A 23,565-nucleotide genomic window follows, 5' to 3' on the forward strand; every position below is an offset into this window, starting at 1 on the left:
AATCACCTCACTTATTCGCTGAGCAAGTCGATATAGTATTTTGCCACTTTCAGAAGAGCCTCTTTCTTTTCCTTATCCTCCAGAGTTTTCTTAAGGGCGTTGTTTTTCTTGAGTTGCTTCTCCAGGTCGGAAAGCATCTCTTTTCCATAGTACGCTTCCGACAACTGGTCGTTTTTCTCAATCAGTTCCTTGGACGTGAAATCCTTCATGGCGCGCACTTCAAAATTGGCGTTGACCGTCTGCCCTTCGGTATTCTCCAGTTCCGCCGAGAACGAGGGACGAAACTTCTCGAATACCTCTTTTAAGTTGGTGCACTTGGTCGGCGTGACATCGGCGTCTTCCTCGCTGTTTAAACGCGCCGCATAAAGAATCTTGTTGGACGGAAGCAGTTCCACCGGGATGGAGTCATCCTGCTTGATTCTCTCCGTAGCGCCCAGTATAAATTTCGCCATTTATTCCTCCGCTCTATGTTTAAATTGTTTTTGCCATTCTGTTAAAAATATAGCCGTCATCTTTTACGTCAATAATGACCTCGTCGCCGGGCATGACATTACCGGTGATGATGTCAACCGACAGTTTGTTTATGATTTCCTTCTCTATTATACGTTGAATCGGGCGCGCCCCTAACTCGAAAGTATAGCCGTCCACGGCCAATTTGTGACGGGCGGCCGGACTTAGGGTGGCCTTTATCTCCTGGTCTTTGAGAAGCTGGTTAACCTGCTCGAATTCCAGACCGGCAATGACCTCCACCTGCTCCTGTGAGAAGGAGTGATAGATAATGATGTCGTTCAGGCGGTTGAGGAACTCGGGACGAAACTTGGTGAAAAGAAAACCCCGCACTTCGTCCATATCAACTTCCCGTCCCTCGCGGTCGGCGTCGAGAATCTTGTCGGCAGCATAATTCGAGGTGAGGACCACGATGGTATTGGAGAAGTCGACCGTGCGACTCTGACCATCGGTCAGGCGGCCGTCGTCAAGAAGCTGCAGCAGGACATTGAAAACATCGGGATGCGCCTTCTCCACCTCATCAAAAAGGACAATGGAAAACGGTTTGCGCCGAACAGATTCGGTAAGGACTCCCCCCGCTTCGTACCCGACATACCCGGGAGGAGCGCCAATCATCTTGGCGACGGAGTGAGATTCCATGAATTCGGACATATCGAGGCGCACCATGGCATTCTTGTCGTCAAAAAGGAATTCCGCCAGAAGTTTGGGAAGATAGGTCTTGCCGGTCCCGGTCGGTCCGAGAAAGAGAAAGGAGCCAACCGGGCGATGCGGGAGTTTCAGTCCGGCCCGGGCTTTCCGAACGGCATTGGCGATAGCCTGTATCGCTTTCTGTTGCCCGACAATCTTTTTTGAGAGGAATTCTTCCATCTTGAGAAGGCGGTCTTTTTCAGCGGTCATCATCTTGGAAAGCGGGATGCCGGTGCGGCGAGCCACTACGGCGGCGATGTCGGCGTCATCAATCTTATGCTCCAGACTCTCGATAATCTTCTTGAGGTCACCAAAGACCTGGCGTTTCTCGCCGAGGTCCTTTCGAATATCTTCTACTTTCGGTTTCTTAGCGCTCATGATGTCACCCCCGTTTTGACTTCGAGGCGATGCCCCCAGAAGCCTTTGAATCGGTCGAAACTGCGTTGAAATTCATCATAGGCGGAATAGAGCTTCTCAAAGAGTTCCTTATCCTTTTCCGGGTCTTTTCCCTCGCACTCCTGAACTAATTTCTCGAGCGCTTCTATCTGGGCGGAGACAACCGGCATCTGCTCTTTGGCGAATTCTTCCTTTACGCTGTACTCGGAAGCGGCTTCATCGACAATGTCAATGGCGATATCGGGAAGATTCCTTTCGCTCAGATACCGCTGGGCGAACTTAACCGATGCCACAATCGCCGGTTCGGTGTAGGCGACCTTATGATGTGATTCATACTTGGGAACCACGCCTTTAACAATCCTGACCGCTTCATCAAAATTCGGCTCTTCCACTTTTACCCGCTCGAAGCGGCGGTCGAGAGCCTTATCTTTCTCAATATACTTGGTATATTCTTCTTCGGTAGTCGCGCCGATAATACGAATCTGTCCCCGCGCCAGGGGGGGCTTTATCAGATTCGCCGCATCCATACCACCGCCGGAGCTGCCGCCACCGCAGAGAGTATGAATTTCATCTATGAAAAGGATAATCTTGCCGCCGGATTTGACCACTTCGCCTACCAGCCCTTTGAATCTCTCCTCGAATTCCCCTTTGTATTTGGCTCCGGCGACCAGCGAACCCATATCAAGGGAAAGCACTTTAACTCCAGAAAGAGTCTTCGGGACCTTGTTGGCGATAACCGCCTGGGCGAATCCTTCAACAATAGCCGATTTTCCGACACCGGCGCCCCCGACAAGAACCGGGCTGTTTTTCCGACGGCGCAGCAATATCTGAATTACCTGCTGCAGCTCTTTTTCCCGGCCTATCATCGGGTCGAATTCGCCGGCGGCCGCCATATTGGTCATATCGACGCAATACTTCAGGGTGCCGGCAACCTCCGGTTTACCTTCTTCGCCGGTGGCGCCGACTGAGGGAGTAACCGACGAGGCAATCTCCTGCACCGACTTACTTTCTGCAATCGCCCGGTAGATGTCCTCTTTGGTGATATCAATCTTATCGCGGAGATAGGCGGACAACTTGGAGCGGGGGTCAAATATGGCAATGAAGATATGCTCCGGCTCGACCAGAGCATCATATAGTTTCCCTTTCTCTTCAATTGCCTGTGTCAGCGTTTCCTGCACCGAGGGCGATATTGTAAGGCTGTCCTTGGCGGTCGCTTTGCGCGGCTGCTCTTTTAAGAATTCCTCGGTCATCGATTCGATTATGGAAGGATTCTTCTTGAGTTGATTCAGAATCGACTCCACCCCGGAGCTTTCGGAGCGGATGACAGCAATCAAGAGATGCTCCAATTCGATTTCAGGATGCCGAAAAGTGGCGGCGATTTCGCGGGCGTTCTTTATTACAACCCGTGAATCCGATGAGTAATTAGCAATATCCATAGGAAAATAAGACTTCCCAAAACAGGGTTAATCCTGCCAAATAAAAAATGGTTCTTTTTTGGCTAAGTTGCGATGTCACAATATATTAAATTTCAAGCGTCCAAAAGTCAAGTATAAAACCACGGCATCAATCAATCTGTCGCGGCAGGGCGGTTATTTCTATTCCTCCTATCTTGGTGTAGGCGGAGTCAATTGACCGTGATGGAAACATTGTGCCGCAATCGGCTGGTCCAGTTTATAGAACGGAATGGGGCACATCATATGACGTCCCATCGTCTGCTTATCGGCGGTGGTCTGATCGGCATCCCATCCAAGGGGCGAAGCCAGGATACTGGCGCCTGAAACGTCATGGATAGAGCCGCTGATGGCGCTCTGCCATCGGGTACCGCTGGCGCGATTCTCGCATTCTGCTTTGCAGTGAGCGATTTCATGATAGGCGGCGCGGGCTAACAGATTCCCCTGGATTTCAATCCAATTGGTGGCATCATAAGACATGCGGGCATTGCCAAAGGCTTCGGCGCAGGCCGGCATCAGGTCAGTAGCATGCAGAGCGGCGCCCTCCAGGTCGCCGGTATTACCGGTTATCATGTTACGCCAGGTGGAAATATTGGAGCTGGGGAACTCCTGAAAACGGCCATCTTCAAGCGCCTGAAGCATGACCAGACTGGGCCTCCTGTCGATAGGATTGCTTGGTCTTCTCTCCGCCTCTTTTCTGGTTATATAGACAATCGGTTCATACATGGATATAGTCAGACCGCTGAAATTGGGAACACCGGGGGAAGTCGCCGGTATTTCGGTTACACGGACAGTGTATGCCGGATGCGAACCGGGAATATACTGGACTGCCGCCTGCATCAGTGTCTGCAATGTGGTCCGAAACAGGGTTAAGACCTGGGCGCGGGATTCCCGCACATAAGTATCGTTGTCAGTCAACTGAGCCGGGGTGCCGCTGGAACCCTCGCGCTCCGGCACAAATGTCGGCTTCACCACAAAATAATAGACATTATAATTCGGCATCTTACCTCAGCGATTTCTCAATTTCAATTACCCTTCCCAATTGGGGAAGACAATGCGAAACTTTCCGGGGGGAACATCCTCCACACGGGCTTTGCCGTCGCCGTCCAGCTGACCCCGCTTCTCGGTGCCATCGGGAAGTCGCAGGATATAATCCTGATTCGGAACCGGCTGGCTATTGCTGTCGAGAAGTTCCACCTCAATCCAATCCTTAAAGAGAAGCAAGCCTGACTCCTGCTTCTTGCCATATTCTGTATCGCCCAGCTTGACGGTGAAAAAGTATTCCGGGGGATTGTACGATTTGCCGTACTCTTGAAGTTCCCACTCTGACGGAATCTCATCGGTATCTTCGAAATACTGATATTCCCATTTGACTTCGATTTTTTGATTTTTGACCTCTACCGGCAACTCCACAATTCTGTCGTTGAGGCCGTCACGGTCATATTCATATATGGTGACAGTCGCCTCGGTCTTATCTTTGACGCCGTAAACTTCAGCCGAAAGAGTAAGGACATCACCCCGACGTGCCTCTTTGGCGCTCCATTTCATGTTGGTGACTTTTACCGGCGGATAAACGGGTATCCGATTCGATTCTCCCGAAATACCGTTCTTGGGAAAATCAATCTCGAAATAAATCAGGTCATCCATATCCGTATCATCGGGGATGTCGAATTTTCCGACATAGCAGTTATTGAAGATGGTGTCTTTAATTTTCCCCAGTTTATCTCCGTTTTCGCTTTTGCCGGTGACCTTGATTTCGGCGCCATTACCCACGAAGGCAGTAAATACTTCAAACAATGCCTGCTGTCCGGCAATGGCGAAACCCTGCTTCCACGTGGCCGTAATCAGAGACGGTTCAAGCTTTTCTTTATGCTCTTCATCTGTTGACTTGTTGAATTTCAGCGGCATGACTCTTAGTCGTCTTCTGATTCGGGTTTGGGATTGAAGGAATTGATAATTCTATCAACCTCGGTCCCGATGGTCTTGATGGTTTTCTTGGAGAAGTTGGCGGAAAAGATATATCCGATTTCATCGACAATTAAAAAGACCTGCTTTCGATATATGATGCTCTCGTCTGAGGGTACCCATTTAAAAACAATCTCTACTGCAGGAAATCCGCTATCGAGAGTCTTTTGCTCCTCTTTGAGCATCTCCATTCCCGGCATCGTATTAAGAGTTAAATCCCGTCTCTCGCGAACATAGTCAGCCAGTTCGGTCTTGCCGGCAGATCTGTCTACGACGAGCGTGAGGAGGTGCTGTACTCCGCTGTCTTCGGGACCCATGTAGGTGTAAATGGTTTGGTCTTCCCAGTCGGGCGGGAGCTTTATTTGAAATGGTGCGCCGGAATTCATAAGTACTTGCGATTCCTTACTTAGAGGGTTTTAATAAGTCTCATCATAAAGACTCCGCCTGTAGCAAGAGTGTATCCATCTGGGGATTATTGCGGTTTTCCTGCCACCAGCTGAGAAACTCAGCAACTTTGAGGCTGATTTGCTTCTCTTTTTCCTTTCTCACATCCGGGGTATCTTCATCATACGGAAGGTCTAATTGAAAGCGGGGATATAGTTTTCTCAGCCAGTCGCCGGCCCATTCTCTCCGACCATATATCATATTTGGGTCTCGCGCGACTTGCACCAGCGGTATTACCGATTCCCGTTGATAATGTACGGCCAAGGCTACCCGGTTGGACTCCTTTTCCCCCTCCGTGAGATAGCAGATGAAATTGCCCGGCCTTAGATACAATCGTTCATTGAGGTCAGATTTAAAACTTATCCCGGAGTCCGGCGGAATCGTCACCAATTCCTTTTTGGGAACAGTTGTAACATACCGGTCGGATGCTTTGTCAATTACCAAGGTTTCAGTTTGTCCCAGAGTGTAATTGAAACCCTCTCCTGACGCCGAGTCGAGCAAGTGCATGTTGATATCCAGGGATTTGGCGGGATTCTCAACCAGGATTTTTTCCGAAGTGGAATTCATGTAGTTTATTTCCGCCGGAATTGATTCCCCGAGGTAGTACGACGTCTTGCCGAATTTTATTAACATCAAGATTTCTCCTTCCACTTTATTGGCACAGGCGATAACTGCCGTGATAGCCGTAAATAATCCGCATAGTAATGCCCAGATCAAGGGATAATTCCTCTGAGAATTTTCTTCTCGCGTTCTGTAAATGTTGTGCCTCCGGCAGTAGTCTCATACATTATGCCGGCATTGGACGTCGAGTGATCAAGATTAGGTCCAAAATCCTCTCTTTGGAAATATGATTTAGTAGCGTGACCAGCCTCATGGCGCACAACCTGCTTTACCGTGGCATCAGAGAGACCCTTTGGAGAAGTTATAATTCCATTACCGTGACTAAGGCCGCCCCAGCTGGCTTGCAATGTGTGGTTTGTTCTTGCCGCGGCGAGATCTGCGGCAGTCGTCGGTCGCTCAATCCAGCACAGGTCGGGATCGCGGTCGCGATAGAAATGCCCGCCTCTGCCATCAGGAAAAACATTTACTCCCAGCCACGATGGAGTTGTTCCGGTCCCCTCGATATCCCATTCATTGGTTATCGAATCTCCGCCTCTGGCAGAGTATTTGGGATGATAGAATTTGATTGCCACCAGAGTGTTATTGGGAATCGCGGCATCTCTCACCCAGGTGCCGATCGCGGCATGGAAAGCATTGTCTATACGACTTGCCCAGGCCTGCGCTTTGTTCCTAATTGCAGTTCTAGCAGGCGCCACCAGCGCAGTCAGGGCGGCATCAGCGCCGGAATAGGTGGCATTAGCTATCTCCTCGGCAGTCGGAGTCTCCGCGGCAGTTTTGGCTTTTACCGTCGCCCAGTTCTCCTGAGGCGTCGCGGAATTCCTCCAGAGCCCAATATATTTTACGCTATGAGCGGCATCAATAGCCGTAGCGGCGCCTGCTCGATAGTCGACAAAAGCCGGGTCGTACACAGGGGAGATAATCGCCCTGGTAGCATTTCGGGAAACATGATTTTCGCCTTGCATCTCATATATGCTTGAAAATGAGACCTGCCTCCAGACCGTCAGCCAGTTCGTTTGGGCCGTAACCTCCTGCCTGGCTCCTCCAGCCCCAACCACGCCGGAATCAGCCGCCAGTACCCGCGCCGTCAATCTGAACTTATCGCCACCGACTCCCGAGGGCTTGAATTTAATGAAAGCTTTTCCCTGGTCGCCGCCGTCAGCAGTTAAAGTCCTGACCCGGCACGTAGTGCGATAGCCGTTGTCACTGTTGGTATGGGCGGCGTCGGGATGGTAAGTTGCATTTCTTTCCCAGTATACCTCTGCCGCATCACCCTTCTTGCCCAGTCGGTGTCCCGGGCTGTATTCATATGATGATGTTTTAGCAGTATTATTGGCGTCTTCCTCGAAGGAAAAGTGAACATCTACGGGTGTCTTGATCCGCCGATTCACATTGTTGGAGTCCTTTATGAATATGGTGGCGGCCAGGTCGAGCATATTGGTGGGATTGTTCATTATAATGCTGTCGGTCACAAAGCTGTTGGTGCGATGCCAGAGACTGATTGAGTGCACTTTTACTTCAACCGTCCTCGTGCGAGTCAGCGCGCGCCCCACGGTGAGTGTCACGGTGTAAGGAGACTTTGCCGGAGTCACCAGTTGACCTCGTGTATCACGGCCATCCCACTCCCGGACAGCGCGCCGGTCTCCGGCGAGAGCCAGTACTCCACCAGTGTCCAGAACGATAGCATTATCTTTATCTTTTATCGTAAGAGAGACCGCCGCTCCCTGCAGACTTTCACCGCGCCGAAATTCATATTCAATATTGAGATTTTCATGTCCCGGGGCGAAGCGAGACGGACAATTCAGGGAGGCGGAGCCATCAACAACAACCACTTCACCGACCCGCACTCTCCCCATTCTAACTCGGCACATATTGGAATTTCACTCTCTCATGGTAACTATTATCAGTCAACCGACCTGGTCAGCTATGTCGAGGCCTGTGTCACCGACCCCTGCCCGGGAAAAGATACCGACCATTCGCCCGGCGGAACTTTTTCAACTTTCTTGTACCCGTTGGAATCGAGAGTTCCTTCAAGGATTTGCCCATTGGCGAAATAAAGACGATAGGCAGCGTTGGGAACCGGGTTACCGTTGTGGTCTTTAAGATATATTTCAACATAGTCTTTGAATCTCAGCAGCGGTGAACGGGCGGTCGCTTTCTCAATCCGTACGATAAAATAGTACTCAGGAAGTGAATATCCCAGTTTCTTATCTTGCTCGGTTTGAACGTCATCGGTGTCTTCGACATACTGGTATTCCCAGTCAACTTCCACTTTGTCGCCGGACGTCTGTCCCTCTATCGTGGCAATAAGGTCATCGGCGGAATTGAAATCCTTCTCAAAAATCTGAAATTGCGCTTTAGTTCCCGATACAAACCCGGAAATCTCCGCTTTGAGCTTCACAGTTTCTCCCACTCGAGCTTCTTTGGCTGACCACTCCGCCTTGGTAATCGCCTTAAGCGTCACCTCATAATTCCCCTCCGGGACTCCCCCTTTCTTGATCTGACCGGCCAGGGTGCCTGAAACAACTTTATTATCGGGGGACTTTACCGAATAGGAGACGCCCGTAATCGGTTTACCGGCTTTATCAGTAAACTTGACATTCAGGAAATGCCCCTTTTCCTGTTCCACCGCGCCGGACTCCCCTTCGCCGGAGCCACCGCCTCCACCCCCGGCTCCTCCCCCACCGCCGCCACCGCCGCCGCTGCTAATCATAACAGTGGGACATCCCGGCGGGGCAATACTATCTGGGGGACCGGTGCAGGTTACCATGTCGCCGACCACGGCTGCCGGCATCCCTCCGATAAGCACGGTAGGGGCGCCGGGACCGACAATAGGCCCACCCACATGAGGCACCGGACCGGTCGTCATAGGACAGGTGTGCATGTCACTTAACCGGGCGGCCGGCATCCCTCCGATAAGGACGGTGGGGCATCCCGGAGGCATGATCACTCCGCCATGAACGGTCATATCGCCAACTCGCGCTGCGGGCGGCATATAGCAATTTACCTTTTAATTAGTTCAGTTCCTGCTTCTAAATATAAAACGTAAACCAATTAAGTCAACTATTGAACTTTTCCTTATTAGAATTTAGGCTGCAATTTGAAACCTTCCGGCACTTCAAAAACAGACGGCGCCACCGCTTCCTCTTTGATATCCAGTATTTCCACGTCCATCGCCATAACCGTGGTCATGCCGTCCTCGGATTTCGATTTCGCCATCTTCTCCGGCGATAAGCCCATCTTGCTCATCATCTCAGCCATCTTCGCCTTCGCCTCTTGCTCCTCTTCATCCATCTCCTCTGCGGCTTTTTCCATTGCCTCACCCATCATCGCCGACATATCGTCTCCACCGGAATTCTTGACCACCATCGAGACTTTGACCGGGTAACCGCCGGCTTTCTTGATTTTCTCAAAGAAGTCTCCGAACTGTTTCTTGTATTTAGATGCGGCTTGCTCTATCTGAGCGTTGAATCCGGCTTCGTCCATGCCCACAGCTTTGGCATAATTCTCATAATACTTCTGCATCTCATCCATTCCGGTCAGGTTCTGTCCTATCCAGTATTCCATCTGAACCACAGTCTTGTCTTCCGGGTCATCCTTCTTAGTACCGGTCGCGGTAGCCTTGAAACGCTGGCAGTCGAAGCTCTTGAATCTGTCGGCAACGGGACCTTCCGTCTCAACTTTCCAGTCGTATTCTTCGTCAGTATCTGCGCCGGGCATCTCCCTATCCATTTCGCTGAACTGTTTCATCATCTCCCGAACAGATTCCAGTGTCGTTTCGGTGTACTGTTTTTTCTTGGGGTCAACCGTCCAGATGACTCCTTTATCGAGCCGGGTAATCTCAGTATTTCCGGCTCCTCCTGAGGCTGCCGCCACCAGGGAGGGGTCCCCTTTGCTTTCGACACAGACACGGTCAGAGCCGATATATTGGGTCATTTCCGATTTCTGCGATGCCATGCCCATCATATCAATCGACATGGTCATTTTCACGACCACTTCCGCTTCGGACATGGCGAAAGCTGTCAAAAACGACAGAACCAGGACGCCGGTAATTTTTGCCTTCATACTTCCTCCTGTGATTGATTCTGCCGTATAGATAGAGAAGCGGCCAAATCTATACAAGGATTTTTTGCAAATTTTTAATATCACCTTTTGGTATCTATAATATCCTTTTTTGAGGGCAGCAGTACATTTACAAGAGCCGGATAAGGACGATTTCGACAAAAAGTACTTGCTATAATATATTACAGTAACTTAGTTTAGGTAATTTCCTTTAAGGCTTAGAAGGTCTGCAAGACAGACACGATACTATGACCTATATCTTCATCGCAGGATATTTTCATTGGGAGAATAAGAAATGACCGGTAACGGCGACGAGACCTTTCGCGATTTCGGCGGCAAAGAGAGCCAGAACGACCCCCTCGGTATCATCGGATGGACCGTCGGGGGGAAATACCGTATCCGCTCCTATATTGGCGGAGGCGGCTTCGGGGAGGTATATGATGGATATAATGTCAACCTTCCGGAACAGAGGCTGGTAATCAAGTTCTTCAAACGAGTGCAGTCCCGGGATAAATTTGCCAAAGAAGCGAAAATCCTCTGCCTGCTGGACCATCCCAATATCCTGCGCATAATCGATTATCTTCCGGAGGAAGGGGCGCTGGTGGTGCCGTTCATCGACGGCAAAGATGGCGCGACCATTTTGAAAGACTCGGGGGTGCTTCAGGAGAAGCTGTTTTTGCGGGTGGCGCGGGCGATGACCGATGCGCTGGCGTACGCCCATGAGAAAAAAATCGCCCATCGCGACTTGAAGCCGGGGAATATCCTGATTGACAAAAATGAGCATATTTACCTCATCGATTTTGGCATCGCCAAAGAGATGGGGGGTTCGGCAACCAAGACTGCCTATGTGGCCCTGACACCGCTGTTTGCGGCGCCGGAGAGGCAGAGCGGCGACCAGGATTACAATCCGTTCTTGAGCGATATCTATGAATTGGGGGTAACGCTTTTCAACTTTGCCACTAATGAAATGCCATACAGGAATCCGAGTCATCCCAATCCCAACGAATGGGGCGGCGCCACCGCCATCAAAAGACTCTCGCCGGAATTGCGGCGGATACTGCGCAAAGCGACTCACCCCGACCCTTCGGAGCGGTATGCCACCGCATCCGACTTTGCCCGTGAAATCAGAAATCTGGAAATCGCCTTCGGCGGTGGTAAAGGGAAATCAAAAGTTTTCGCTATTGCGGCGGCAGTGGTGGTGGTCGCCGGTGGGGCGTATCTTGCCAGCCAATTTCTGTCAAAGGAGCCATCGCCTGCCAGTGCCGTGGAGCAGCCGACGGTAGTCAATAAAGAGGAACCGAAAGCGACACCTCCGGTGCCGGATGACACCCAGAAAGGGGTGAAAGTGGTCGCCTCACCTCCGGTCGAAACCAAACAGGATGAGCCAAAACCGATAGTATCAACTCCCAAAGATACCGTGCCGACGACTCCACCTAAACCGCAGCTGGCGAACTTGACGGTTCGGGTGGTGCCGCAGTACAACGTTACGTTGTATGTGGATGGCCGGGAACGGGGGCTGGAGAGAAAAATCGAACTGGAGCCGGGAAGACATGAAGTGCGGGTGCTTCACCCCGATTATCCCATTCTTATTGACACGTTGGATGTCTCCGTGGACAAGAGCCATGAATACAACCTGGCGTCAATCTATGAAGGGGCGCAGGAGGTGAATTTCCGCATCGGGGTGGTGCCGGATGACTTGAAAGATGCCTCGCTGCAGGTCTCCTTTAACGGCAAGAGGAAGCAGTTCAAGAACGAGGAACTTCCGGTTCTGGACTGGCCGGTGAAGATAGGGCGATGGCAGATGCGCTTTGACATTACCACGGCGGCGCGCGCCGCCAAAAGGATTGATTCCCTGGTGACATTTCCGCACGGAGGGGGTCCACGGGTGCGGTTCGGCGGCAACAGTGCCACCGTTGACTTTGGCGATGCCCGCTGGCAGAATCTCGAAAATATTGATGTCGTAATCTATTGGCAGGGTCATTAACAGATATTTAACAGGAGGATGAATGCCCAAGAAGTTGAACTTCATGAGGGCGGTGGCGTTAACGCTCGTGGTGGCGTATGCCCAGGCGTTTCTGCTGCCGTCGTCGCTTCTGGCGCAGTCGCCCGGGTGCGATTACAACCCCCAGGCGCCGTCGCTGGAAAACGCGCGCAAGAATTTCAAATCACTTAATTATCGCTGCGCCGAAGAGGAACTGAATTTACTGCTGAAATCAGATACGCTCAGTTTGGAAGACAAATCGAACGCGCATATTCTGATGGCGGCTGTTTACTACGCCATGCTGAAAGACAACACGGAAAAGAAGAATATGGTGATGGAGCAGTTCAAAGCGGCATTCAAGGCGTACCGCGACTGGAAGGGGGAGCTGGATATCAAGTCGCCGGAATTTGCGCAGATGATGCAGGAGGCGCAGCAGCAGGTTGACCAGGAAGTCGCCAAACAGCCGACCGAACAGGAGAAGCCGACTGTCGCCAAGGAAGAGAAAGAAGAGAAGCCGAAAGCGATGGCGGTGACCGGCGAGGAGGGAAAGAAAGAGAAGAAAGCCTGGTACAAAAACTGGTGGGCGATAGCCCTTGGAGTCGGCGTGGTTGCCGGAGCGGTAGCCCTTGCCGGAGGTGGCGGGGGTGACGGCGGCGGAACCACTCCTGACCAGCCTCTCCCCGGCTTTCCGCCTCCCCCGGCCGGCAAAACGGATAGTGGGAACAGCAAGAAGTAAACAGTACCGCCTGTACAGGCAATATAAATTTCAAAGGAGTATGAAATGTTAAGAAAAGCGATCATTATGGTTTTTGCGGTAGCGGCAGTTTTCCTTATGGGGGCACAGTCACTTCTTGCCCAGTCACCGAACACTATCACCTACCAGGGGAAATTGACCAATGCCACAGGCGCCCCGATTACTACCGCGACTAATGTGGTCTTTCGGATTTATGCCGCATTGTCGGGCGGAACCGCCCTCTGGACCGAAACACATAACGGCGTCACTCCCGATGCCAACGGAGTTTTCACCCGGGAACTGGGCGCCACGACCGCTTTCCCGGCGACCCTGTTTGACGGAAGCAAGAGATATCTTGGTATTACAGTGGGCGGCGATGCCGAGATGACCCCGCGCCAGGTTTTGAATAATGCGCCTTATGCTTTCGCGGTGGAGAATGTACCGGGGATAGCAAGAGGAAAGAATAGCGGTTCGGTCTCAATTGCTACTACTGGGGTGACCAATATAACCAGTGCGACCATAGTAGTCCCTGGTCCAGGATATGTTGTTGCTAGAGCTCATGCCTACGCCCAAATACTCGGCACGCCAATAGGAAATATAATTTCCTATATCGAAACAAGCGCAACGGCCACCGCACCGTCGGGCGAATTCATAGCAACTGGATTCGGTGACTATCCTGCCGGGGCATATTACTTCTGGGTATCTGTTGCGCCAGAGAGAACATTTGTAGTTGGTGCAGCCGGGTCCTATACCTATTATTTTAATAGCTCCAGAGGATGGTCAGGGGGAACGGCAAGTATGTGGTATTCGAAACTGACTTTGACATATTTCCCAGTCGCTTATGGCACAGTGACTACAAGCTCTTCTGCGCCAGAAATAGAGCCCGACAGTCCTGAGTGGAATCCGGTTTTTGGACCCGACCCCAGTACTCCCCAGGAGAAATAGCATGAAAGCATTCAAACTCTTTCTGATAATTCTCGCCGCCCTGCTGTTTCTGCCGCCATCGAATTGGGCTCAACTCGGGAGCACCAATTACAGGATGGCCGGAGGGTATGCGGTAGGAGGCGGCGGGCGTTCCGGCAGCACCAATTACATAGCGGTGGGGAATGTCCCGTCGGGCCCGGTCGGGCGGGCGACCTCGACCAGTTATATTCTCAATGGCGGTGTCGGCGCCGTGATTGGGGCGTCGGCATTCAGCGTCTCCACGCCCCTTGACCCGATTGATTCCTTAAGCGCCACCGGTGTATTTTTGAAAGTGGCGTATTCCGGCGCATCCGGCGCAGTGACCGGCACGATTTACTATCGCCCTGGCGGCGCCACCAACTACACGTCTCTGGCGATGACGGCCGGCACCGGCGATACATTAATTGCCCAGCCTCCCGGGGCAGCGTATATTCCTCGCGGCATTGAATATTACTTTGTGCTGACAGCCAGCAACGGCACCGCCATGATTGCCTCCCCGTCTAATCCGCATATTATCGTAGCCCATATGACCAATGACCAATTGCGGTACACGTTGCCCAATACTTCTTACCGGATTATCGGGGTGCCGGCCGGTATCACCGGCGGTAATTCGGTCCTGACCGTGTTCGGCGATGACCTTGGCGCATACAATAACACGCAGTGGCGGCTCGCCGGTTATGATACCACCAGCGCCAGTTACGAGGAATACCCCGGCGCCGACCCGGTCGTGCCGGGACGAGGATATTGGATAATCGCCCGGGGCGGACGGAGTTTTGGGGCGACAGGTTATTCCAACCGTCCCAATCATGCGCCGGTTATCGGCGGAGAGCCGGGAACGTATGAAGTCGAACTGAAGCAGGGATGGAACCTGATTGCCAATCCCTTTGCTTTCCAGATAAATATGGATGATGTCGTCTATGACGACAACGGCGTGATTTTGACCGAGGATGCCGCTAATAATGCCGTTGACACAGTCGCTTACGCCTATAACGGCAGCAGTTATTACTCGGCGGCGACAGTTCCGGCATGGAACGGCTTTTTCATCTATGCCAAAAAGACCGGAGTCTCGGTTCATTTTCCGTACTTCCAGTTCCCGACCGGTTCGCCGCCCAAGGCGATAACCCCGCTTTCCGCGCAGAAGGTCGGCGACGGTTGGAGCCTGCATTTAGAAGTGGAAGCCAATGGGCGGCTCGATGACGGCAATTTTGCGGGAGTCTCGTCGGGGGCAGCGGTTACCTCCGATGGTCTTGACTTCTACGAACCGCCGGCGGCGCCGGAGGCGCCATCGCTGGCGTTTCAGATTCCGGGTGACGAGAGAGCGCTTCGGAGAACCGACCTCCGTCCGGTCTTTGAAGATGGCGCCGAATGGATAATTAAAGTCTCGCCCATGAGCGGCAGGACGGTTCGAATCTCCGGAGTGGAATCGATTCCGGAAAATATGTCGGCGGTCCTGATACTTGACAACGGCTCGGAGATTCCGCTGGAATCTGACGCCTCATTTGCCCTCGATGACGGCGTTGAGGAAGGGCGATTGATTGTCGGCACGAAGGAATATCTGGAAGGAGAGGGAGTGCGCTTGCTTCCGACCGTCTATTCTCTGGAGCAGAATTTCCCCAATCCATTCAATCCTTCGACCAATATCAAGTTTGCGCTTCCGAAGAGCGGCCATGTGGCGCTGGATATTTACAACATACTGGGACAGAAGGTTACCACGTTGCTCAACCGGGAACTTCCGGCCGGCTATCATACCGTCGCCTGGGATGGCGCCGACACGGAAGGGCGACCGGTGGCAAGCGGGATATATTTCTATAAGATTATGTCCGGAAACTTCGCTCAAAACCGGAAGATGGTGCTGTTGAAATAGGCGCCAGATCATATCTATCAAAAAAAGACCGGCGAAATGCCGGTCTTTTTTTTGACCAGACCTGTTTTTAAATTGAGGCCGCCCAGTAAATCTACTATTCAAATCCAAATCTTGGAAAGATGCTCAATCCCGAGTATTCGGCGAAGAGAGGTTGATATTACTCATTGATTCTGGCGCCGTGCAGTATTTTTCCGGCGATTTCCAGGAGAAATCCAACAGGCGCACCCTGCTCATCGAGATGAAAGGTAATCTGGAAGTCAGCGTCGCTATGAAAGAATCGGGTTGGCGAATTGGGATAGACCGCGACCGCCTCGCTGTTACCAATGGAAATGTGCAGGCAATTATCTTTACTTTCTGCTCTCAAAAAAAGGTTATCCTCAGAACTGCCGGCATCGTAATCAATCCTATATAGTCCGGCGAATTTCGCGAGAGAGGCGGAATCATGCAGAAAAGGGGTCCGGTCAATCATCAGGGCGGCGGTGTCTGGCCCGAAAATTCTGAGAGCGGTAAGATAATAGATGTCGTCGGTTATATGCAGGTGGTCGACAGCACCTTTGTCGTTTCTTCCGAATGATAGCAGTTTGTTGTTGTCGGAGGCGTAAAAGAAATTGTCTCGGGAAAGGGGGAGCAGTACCTGGCGGGGCATTCCTCGGAAGTTAGTATAGAGGGTATCTTCGTGTAAACTGATGAACTGGTAGGTTGCATCCTCATATTTGTAAACTCCGGCGTATTCTCTCAGTTTTTTTGAATCTGTCCTGGTTGCTTTCCTGCGAAGCGGTCTTTCATACGGCTCATCAAAGACAATTGCGGAGAGCCCGCGAGCAATCTTAGCGACCGGCGCCTCATCTTCGTTGCTGAAAACAATGACGGTGACGGAGTCATCAAGCCAGCGATATAAGACGGCATTGTAGCCGTCAAGGAAACCGCCGTGGAAGGCAAGACGTCGCTCAAAGAGGGAGTCGATATACCAACCGTACCCGTAATTATGCTGCGAAGGGGCAAATATCTCGGCAATAGTCGCTCGATTCAGAATGGCATCGGTATAGAGAAGACTATCCCAGCGGTAGATATCCAGGACGGTGGAGTAAAGAGCACCGGCGGAAAACATGATGGAAAAGTCAATCGGAAGGGCGCTTATAATATTGCCTATCTGGTCTATGGTATAGCCATCGGCGCGGTCGGGAATCCCTGATTCGCGCCTGCCATAACCGGTACTGAGCATTCCGGCCGGCTTCAGTATGCGTCGATGGAGAAAGGCTTCATATGACTGCCCGGAAGCCACTTCGATAATTTTGCCCAGAAGAATATATCCGGAATTACTGTATTGAAAAGAGGTCCCCGGCGCGAATTTAAGGGGACGATTGCGAAAGAGATCGATAATATCGTCGGGAGCCAAAGGTTCCGTTCGCATCAAGACAATTTCCGGGTCATCGGTATAGTTGGGGATGCCGGAGGTATGAGTAAGGAGGTGGCGGATAGTAATCAGGCGTCCCGGGACGGGCGGGTAGTCAGGCAGGTAATCGATTATGGGGGAATCTAAGTTCAGAACTGAATCATCACGCAGCGCGAGAATGGCGGCCGCGGTAAACTGCTTCGTGATAGAACCGATAAAGAAGCGGGTCTGGGGGGTGTTGGGCTGACCGAAGTCCTTATTGGAAAAGCCATAACCGCGGCAGAGAAGGATTTCTCCCCGGTCAGCCACCAGCACGGTACCATTAAAGCGCCAGAGTTCATTAGCCAGGTTGAGATATTCATCCATTTTCTCGTATCGGCTTTCGCTCTGAAGAGGAACGGAGACAGTGAGAAAAGTCAGGAAAAGAATCAGAACTGCTGATATTGACTGAAACATAGGGCTAAATACTCGCGCCATTTAGATAAAATCCTAATACACTGATATTAAACAACAATCGGCAGAAGTTAGCCAGAGATTTTCTGGCGTTAGAAGCGCGGATAGTTGATTTTGAGGCAAACTTGCGGTCCTGCAGACCGGTTTCCCTCAAAATAACCGCTCCGGGTCAGCCAAAAAACTAACTAAATCTGAACAATTCACTAAAGAGAGACTAACATCAAAAAGGTTAAATGGGGCGTCAATGCAAAGGAAGGATTCTATCCTGTTGAAAGGCGATAGAGAAAATTGGACAGATCAGACTAGGAGGAATAGGTGCGAGTAACAAATGACAAGTGTAAAGCGACAGCGCAGACGATATCAGGGATGATGCTGTTACTGCTTCTGCTAATCGGTTTGGTTCCTGCAATCAGCGCAAAAGCGGCCGACACCGGCCAACTTAGCGGTAAAGTAGTCGATGCCAAAACCGGCGAGTTACTGCTGGGAGTGACGGTGATGCTGGAAGGAACGACCAAGGGCAGCACCACCAACGTTGACGGAACATTTGTCATTAAGAGTGTTCCAGTGGGAGTATACAATCTGGTAGTCAGCAGTGTTGGATATATCACAAAAAAATATGACAGCCTGGAGGTCAAAAAAGGGGTGCAGAATTTCGACCTTTCGCTGGAGCAGCAGACCGTTGACCTGAACAAGAAAATAGTGGTTACAGCAAAGATGGCGGAGAGTTCGGATGCGGCGGTGCTCCGGAATCGTCAGAAGGCGGTGACAGTAAGCGACGCTATCGGCGCCCAGGCGATATCTCGCGCGGGAGGGGGCAATACGGCACAGGCTTTAATTCGTGTTACCGGCGCCTCGACCGATGGGAAATTTGTCTTTATTCGGGGTTTGGGAGACCGTTATTCCAACACGCAGATGAACGGCACGGTTCTTCCGACACCGGACCCGGACAAGCAGGCGGTGCCATTAGACCTGGTCCCCTCGGACCTGCTCGAGAATGTGGTGGTCACCAAGAGTTTCATGGCTGACATGCCGGGGAATTTCTCCGGCGGAAGCATTAACCTGATTACAAAGGATTTCCCGGAGAAAAGGACCATCAGTTTTGCGACCGGGACATCTTATAACAGCATTGTGACCAACTCCACGGTACTGGGAACCTCCACCAGTTCAACAGACTGGAGAGCCAGTGATGATGGGATGAGGCAGCTGCCGGAATTCCTTCAGAATCCAGATAACATTGATGATCTTCCTAAAGGAAATACGATTATAAGAGATTCTACTGTGGCGGAAGCGATAAAGAAAGCGAGCCAGTCGTTTCGGAATGATTATTCCCCCAAAAAGCGGACGGCTCCACTCAATCAGAGTTACGCCATAAATGTTGGCGACAATTTTCAATTGTTCGGCAACTCCCTGGGGATAGTAGGCAGCCTGGCTTATTCGCGCCAGCAAAAGTATTATGAGAACGGTGAGATTAGATTATCGTACGCCGCCAACGACAGCCTGCTGGAAACTTACTACGAATTTACCGACTCGCGCGGGGTGGATGAAGTCCTCTGGGGCGGTCTGGCGAGCGCATCGTATCGGCTGGGGACAAATCATATCCTTGGTATGAACTATATATACAATCGTAACGCTGAATCGGAAGCCCGCTACCTGGTAGGGCATGAGTATTATAATGACCCCTACAGCTGGCTGGAGTCGCGGGTGGTAAGTTATACAGAGCGGAATCTGGGGAGCCTCCAGTTCAAAGGGGAGCATCGGTTTTCACTATTGCTTCCGCTGCATCTGGAGTGGCGGTTTGGCAATTCGACAACGCGGCAGGAGCAACCGGATCTGCGCGAATTTGAAAACAACTATTTCGTAGATTCTTCAATTTATCCGGAAATTGATACTCTGTACGGAATCGGGTCAGGCTATCGCTGGCCGGCCCGGTTCTGGCGCAGTTTGGAAGAATCCAATAATGAATACAATTTCAATCTGGCCGCCAAGTTATCGCGCGATGTCAGAATGAAGATTGGCATGAGTTATCTGAAAAAGGAGCGGGAAAATCGTCAGATTCAATTCAACATGACCGGCGACCCCAATCTGCTCAATGATTTCAACGGGGATGTGGACCGTTTTGCCGACACTGCCGGCTATTATACCCGGTACGGGTCGAACCCCTCGAATTACTCTTATGTCTTTTCGGCGTACTACATTAACGGCACGCAGTTGCGCGACCAGTATGACGGTACCCAGAAGATTACGGCGGAGTATCTGATGCTGGAGATGCCTCTGATCGGCAGACTTAATTTTGTCGGCGGTATCCGTCATGAGAACACAGATATGGCGGTCACCAGTTTTGACCCCTCACGTCGCGGCGGAAAGATTGACGGCAGTGACTGGCTGCCGTCGTTAAGCCTGATTTACGAACTCAGCGACAGGATGAACTTCCGTCTGGCGTACGGCCGAACGCTGGCGCGTCCCAATCTTCGTGAGATTGCGCCGTATGGCGCTGAAGAATTTGCCGGATCGCGGCTATTTATCGGAAACGACAGCCTGACTTATACGAAAATAAAGAACTATGATATGCGGTGGGAATGGTTTATGCGGCCGGGCGAGATTGTAGCGATTAGCGCTTTCTATAAAAAATTCAAAGACCCGATTGAGTTGACTTTTTTCTCATCCAATTACGATATCTGGCCGGTCAACGCCCCGGAGGCGAAAAACTACGGGCTGGAGTTGGAGTTCCGGAAACGACTTGATGTTGTTGCCGATTTTCTGCGGAATTTCAATCTGGGGGGAAATATGACACTGGTCAATTCCAAACTGGAGATACCGGAGAAGGAATGGCAGGAAATGTTAAGTGTTGACCGGAACGCGCCGCGCCATCGTCCCATGGCAAACCAGTCCCCATATATCATTAATGCCAATATAGGATTCAGCAGTTTTCGGTCGGGCACTACCGCAGACATATTTTATAATGTCTTCGGCCGGCGTTTTTACTACAACGCCCAGGGGGGAGCGCCTGACATATATGAAATGCCAAGACATTCGCTTGACATGACCTTCTCGCAGGCGATCTGGCGAGGAGTTAGTCTGAAACTGTCAGGTAAGAATCTTCTCAATGCCCATTTCGAGGCAGATTATTACTACCTTGGTACTGGGGAAAAGGTTGTCTACCGGAAGTATGATATCGGACGGACATTCGGAGTAAGCCTCAATTACCGGGTGCTCTAAGCACGATCTTTAATTGATTTCGAACAAAAGCCTAATCTCAACAAAATGGGGAAATACTAAGTTGCCGGCCGGCTCACTAAGAAGGAGCCGGTTTGAGCGCGTGTTAAGTAGAACTGCGGTTGCATCCGAGAGCCACACCAGATACAACCGGAGAAGCGGGATTACCGAGAAAAATCTGAGGAAAAGGCAATAGCAATAGAAATCAGAGACTAAGCCAAGAGAAAGGCATGAATTCAGAGATTTCGACGATTCGACTGAAGAGTAAGAGTTTGCCAAAAAGAAGATTTATAACCAAAATGGTAGGAGGACAGAAGATGCGAAAGTCTTATCTAATGCTTATCGTAATGCTGCTTGTGGCGCCCGTTGCGGCGTTTGGGCAGCTGTGTGAGACGGGGTGGCCGATTATCGATGTCGGCAGTCCCGCTCCAAGCACAACCATACTTCCAACCGGAACCACTACCTGGTCGGCTGGTAATGTCTATCATATGCAGGGTTTTATATTTGTTCCTGATGGGGCAACCTTAGTTATAGAGCCGGGTACAATTGTAAAGAGCGACCCGGGTCAGGGCTCCAATGCTACGGCTCTGATTGTCGCCCGTGGCGGGATGTTAATGGCACAGGGGACTCCAACTTTGCCGATTATCTTTACTTCGATAAGCGACATGGTATGTGATACCGGTGATATTCCTGATTTAGCCACCAGCCGTGGACTCTGGGGCGGCGTCATAATTGAAGGTAAGTCATACGCCTGCGTCTCTGGCGGTGAAGCCTCTATTGAAGGAATTCCCGACCTGGGCGCCCTTACCAGATACGGCGGCGGGCTCAATCCGGATTGCGCTGATAATTCCGGAATTCTGCAGTATGTATCGATTCGTTATCCCGGTTCGATAATAGGCGCCAATAATGAAATCAACGGCTTGACTCTCGCCGGTGTCGGCACCGGTACAACTGTTGACCATATCGAAACCTATTATGCGCTGGATGACGATGTCGAATTTTTCGGCGGTTCCGTCAATATCAGTTATGTTGCCGCTTTCTATGGCGACGATGACTGTATCGATACTGATGAGTGCTACAGCGGCACCCGCCAGTTTATATTTCAGATTAAAGACCCGCGCTGGGGCGACCGTTTGACCGAGACTGACGGTCGGCAGTCTGCCGTGCTTACCGACACCACCAGCGCCGGCGTGGCTCCGGCGGCAGTCCCATCGGGATGGGGATGCGCTTACCCGAGTTATTCCCTCTCTACCAACTTCACCTGTATCGGACAGGGACCGAATTTCACCGGCACCAACGGTAACCGGCAACTGTTCACCGACAACTATCGCGGTTACTGGTATAATAACTTGTTCATGGAGCAGCCGAAGACAGCTCTCGAAATTCAAGTAGTGGGAGGTGACGCCGGCATTGATGCGCAGCCCAGTTCGACCCGAAACCTTCCTTCCGGTGCAGCAAGTATAGCCGCCGGTCATCCTCTCCTTGACTTTGTCGGCAATTTCTGGTACAAGTCGTATAACGGCACCAATCCCCCGACCGGGACTTCTCTCAGCCATTTCTTTGCCACCGGCGATGCGTCGGCTCCCAATGCTACCGCACGCGTCCGCAATGACATCTTTCCGGGCGGCGATACCACGCTTACTGGCAAAAACCACGCCGGAATCGACCCGAAATTGACCAGTTATGAAGTGGTCAATCCTCCGCTACGTCATGGTATCATCAATCCTGTGCCTGCGACAGGAAGCCCGCTGGCCATCAATGCCGCCGCTGTGCCCGGTTACGCCGTCTCGTCTTACTACCAGCCCGTAAGTTATGTCGGCGCTTTTGACCCGAATGTCGGCATTGAGGACTCCTGGATATGGGGGTGGACATTTGGCTCGGTCGCAAATATACTGGGGTCTCCGAGCTGCTGCAATTTGGCAGCGGACGCCAATAATAATGGTACCGTCAATATCCTCGACGCAACTTATATCATTGCATACCGCTTCAAGGGAGGTCCTGCCCCGGCCTGCCTGCAGGAAGCCGATGCCAACGGCAACGGCACGATTAATATTCTTGATGCTACATATATTATTGCATATCGTTTCAAGAGTGGTCCGGCTCCGGTTTGCGGACCGTAAGCAACTTAAACTGGCTGTGGGAGAAGTTTCTAAACCCAATATCTTAGCCGAATTGAAGAGAGACCGCCGGAAGGCGGTCTCTTTTCAATTTTGGTGGATTGGGAGGTTAACAGAATTCTTGCAAATCCTTAACAGAGATTTTGTCATGGTTCCCTAAAATCAGGTGTTAGATTGTAAAGAACGTGACAAAATATTGAACTGAAGGAGAGATATGATAAAACTACTGGTCTTCCTTACGGCGCTTCTGACATTTCCGGTATCCGGCCCCTCGGCGCAGGACTACCCGTCGCAACGGGCGGCACGGCTGGGATATGAGAAGATTGCGGATTTCTATGATATACTGGCGCCATTATGGCATGAGGCATTCCCCTCAAAAGACTATGGTACGTTGATGGCGGCGGCGCCTTTGCTCGATTCGGCGATAACGGCGATTCATGAAATGAAATATTCCTCGCGGTATGAGCGTAAATTCGAGGGTTACAAAGCGAAACGTCATGAACTGCTGAGCCTGGTGATGGAGTATGAAAAGGCGGCCAAAGAGAAGGACAGCGCGAGAGTATATGACATATTTCCGCAAATCCAAGCGGCTTTCGAATCAACGGCGGTTTTCCTGCTGCCTCTACCCTATCCGGCTTTTGACCGGGCTCTGACAGAAGTCTCCCGATTTACAGCCGCATTGCCGGTGGTGAAGGATGTGAACGAACGCGCGAAAGCC

17 protein-coding genes and 2 pseudogenes are annotated in these 23,565 nt (G+C 51.4%); 7 read left to right on the forward strand and 12 right to left on the reverse strand.

The annotated features are described in order from the left end of the window. Window positions 1-11: 11 nt before the first annotated feature. The 11 genes and pseudogenes from AB1690_09595 to AB1690_09645 form a co-directional block, all read right to left on the reverse strand. Window positions 12-452 carry a type VI secretion system contractile sheath small subunit gene (locus tag AB1690_09595; protein ID MEW6015565.1) on the reverse strand — a complete coding sequence of 147 codons (441 nt, stop codon included), beginning with the start codon at window positions 450-452 and terminating at the stop codon, window positions 12-14. Window positions 453-471: 19 nt separating this feature from the next. Continuing rightward, the gene (locus tag AB1690_09600) at window positions 472-1,572 is read right to left on the reverse strand and encodes an AAA family ATPase (protein ID MEW6015566.1); all 1,101 of its coding nucleotides are present in this window, start codon (window positions 1,570-1,572) and stop codon (window positions 472-474) included. Next, complete coding sequence (locus tag AB1690_09605; protein MEW6015567.1) at window positions 1,569-3,026, reverse strand: ATP-dependent Clp protease ATP-binding subunit; 1,458 nt, start codon at window positions 3,024-3,026, stop codon at window positions 1,569-1,571. The genes AB1690_09600 and AB1690_09605 overlap by 4 nt, the downstream gene beginning before the upstream one ends. A gap of 168 nt (window positions 3,027-3,194) precedes the next feature. Beyond that, window positions 3,195-4,043 (reverse strand): hypothetical protein, encoded by an 849-nt coding sequence (locus AB1690_09610; protein ID MEW6015568.1) that lies wholly within the window; start codon window positions 4,041-4,043, stop codon window positions 3,195-3,197. A 27-nt stretch (window positions 4,044-4,070) separates the two neighbouring features. Beyond that, the gene (locus AB1690_09615; GenBank protein ID MEW6015569.1) at window positions 4,071-4,949 is read right to left on the reverse strand and encodes a hypothetical protein; all 879 of its coding nucleotides are present in this window, start codon (window positions 4,947-4,949) and stop codon (window positions 4,071-4,073) included. A gap of 5 nt (window positions 4,950-4,954) precedes the next feature. After that, the gene (locus AB1690_09620; GenBank protein MEW6015570.1) at window positions 4,955-5,392 is read right to left on the reverse strand and encodes a DcrB-related protein; all 438 of its coding nucleotides are present in this window, start codon (window positions 5,390-5,392) and stop codon (window positions 4,955-4,957) included. A 43-nt stretch (window positions 5,393-5,435) separates the two neighbouring features. After that, window positions 5,436-6,083 carry a hypothetical protein gene (locus AB1690_09625; protein MEW6015571.1) on the reverse strand — a complete coding sequence of 216 codons (648 nt, stop codon included), beginning with the start codon at window positions 6,081-6,083 and terminating at the stop codon, window positions 5,436-5,438. An 80-nt stretch (window positions 6,084-6,163) separates the two neighbouring features. Beyond that, window positions 6,164-7,939 (reverse strand): hypothetical protein, encoded by a 1,776-nt coding sequence (locus AB1690_09630; GenBank protein MEW6015572.1) that lies wholly within the window; start codon window positions 7,937-7,939, stop codon window positions 6,164-6,166. Window positions 7,940-8,772: 833 nt separating this feature from the next. After that, a pseudogene (locus tag AB1690_09635) lies at window positions 8,773-8,976 on the reverse strand (PAAR domain-containing protein). Window positions 8,977-8,985: 9 nt separating this feature from the next. Beyond that, window positions 8,986-9,063, reverse strand: a pseudogene (locus tag AB1690_09640) (PaaR repeat-containing protein). A gap of 86 nt (window positions 9,064-9,149) precedes the next feature. Next, window positions 9,150-10,133, reverse strand: a complete 984-nt coding sequence (locus tag AB1690_09645) for a hypothetical protein (GenBank protein ID MEW6015573.1) — start codon at window positions 10,131-10,133, stop codon at window positions 9,150-9,152. 292 nt (window positions 10,134-10,425) lie between these two features. On the opposite strand from AB1690_09645, the gene AB1690_09650 reads away from it, so the two are divergent. Genes AB1690_09650 through AB1690_09665 form a run of 4 tightly spaced genes read left to right on the forward strand, consistent with a single transcriptional unit; the run spans window position 10,426 to window position 15,671 of the window. Continuing rightward, complete coding sequence (locus AB1690_09650) at window positions 10,426-12,114, forward strand: protein kinase (GenBank protein ID MEW6015574.1); 1,689 nt, start codon at window positions 10,426-10,428, stop codon at window positions 12,112-12,114. 22 nt (window positions 12,115-12,136) lie between these two features. After that, on the forward strand, window positions 12,137-12,847 hold the full coding sequence (locus tag AB1690_09655) for a hypothetical protein (protein MEW6015575.1): 711 nt from the start codon (window positions 12,137-12,139) through the stop codon (window positions 12,845-12,847). A 45-nt stretch (window positions 12,848-12,892) separates the two neighbouring features. Next, a complete protein-coding gene (locus AB1690_09660) occupies window positions 12,893-13,789 on the forward strand; it encodes a hypothetical protein (protein MEW6015576.1) in 897 nt (298 codons plus the stop codon). Between the two features lies 1 nt (window position 13,790). Beyond that, window positions 13,791-15,671 carry a FlgD immunoglobulin-like domain containing protein gene (locus AB1690_09665; protein ID MEW6015577.1) on the forward strand — a complete coding sequence of 627 codons (1,881 nt, stop codon included), beginning with the start codon at window positions 13,791-13,793 and terminating at the stop codon, window positions 15,669-15,671. A gap of 157 nt (window positions 15,672-15,828) precedes the next feature. On the opposite strand, the gene AB1690_09670 is transcribed toward AB1690_09665, so the two are convergent. Continuing rightward, window positions 15,829-17,520, reverse strand: coding sequence for a serine hydrolase (locus AB1690_09670; protein ID MEW6015578.1), 1,692 nt, complete (start codon window positions 17,518-17,520; stop codon window positions 15,829-15,831). 312 nt (window positions 17,521-17,832) lie between these two features. Here AB1690_09670 and AB1690_09675 point away from each other — a divergent pair, with 312 nt between their 5' ends. From AB1690_09675 to AB1690_09685, 3 genes are all read left to right on the forward strand, one after another. Continuing rightward, entirely contained in the window at window positions 17,833-20,733 is a 2,901-nt protein-coding gene (locus AB1690_09675) for a TonB-dependent receptor (protein ID MEW6015579.1), read from the forward strand. 314 nt (window positions 20,734-21,047) lie between these two features. Continuing rightward, on the forward strand, window positions 21,048-22,850 hold the full coding sequence (locus AB1690_09680; protein ID MEW6015580.1) for a dockerin type I repeat-containing protein: 1,803 nt from the start codon (window positions 21,048-21,050) through the stop codon (window positions 22,848-22,850). Between the two features lie 211 nt (window positions 22,851-23,061). Further along, on the forward strand, window positions 23,062-23,565 hold a 504-nt coding region (locus tag AB1690_09685), incomplete at its 3' end, for a hypothetical protein (protein ID MEW6015581.1).

It is taken from the genome of Candidatus Zixiibacteriota bacterium (genome assembly GCA_040753495.1).
GTDB lineage: Bacteria > Zixibacteria > MSB-5A5 > GN15 > PGXB01 > DYGG01.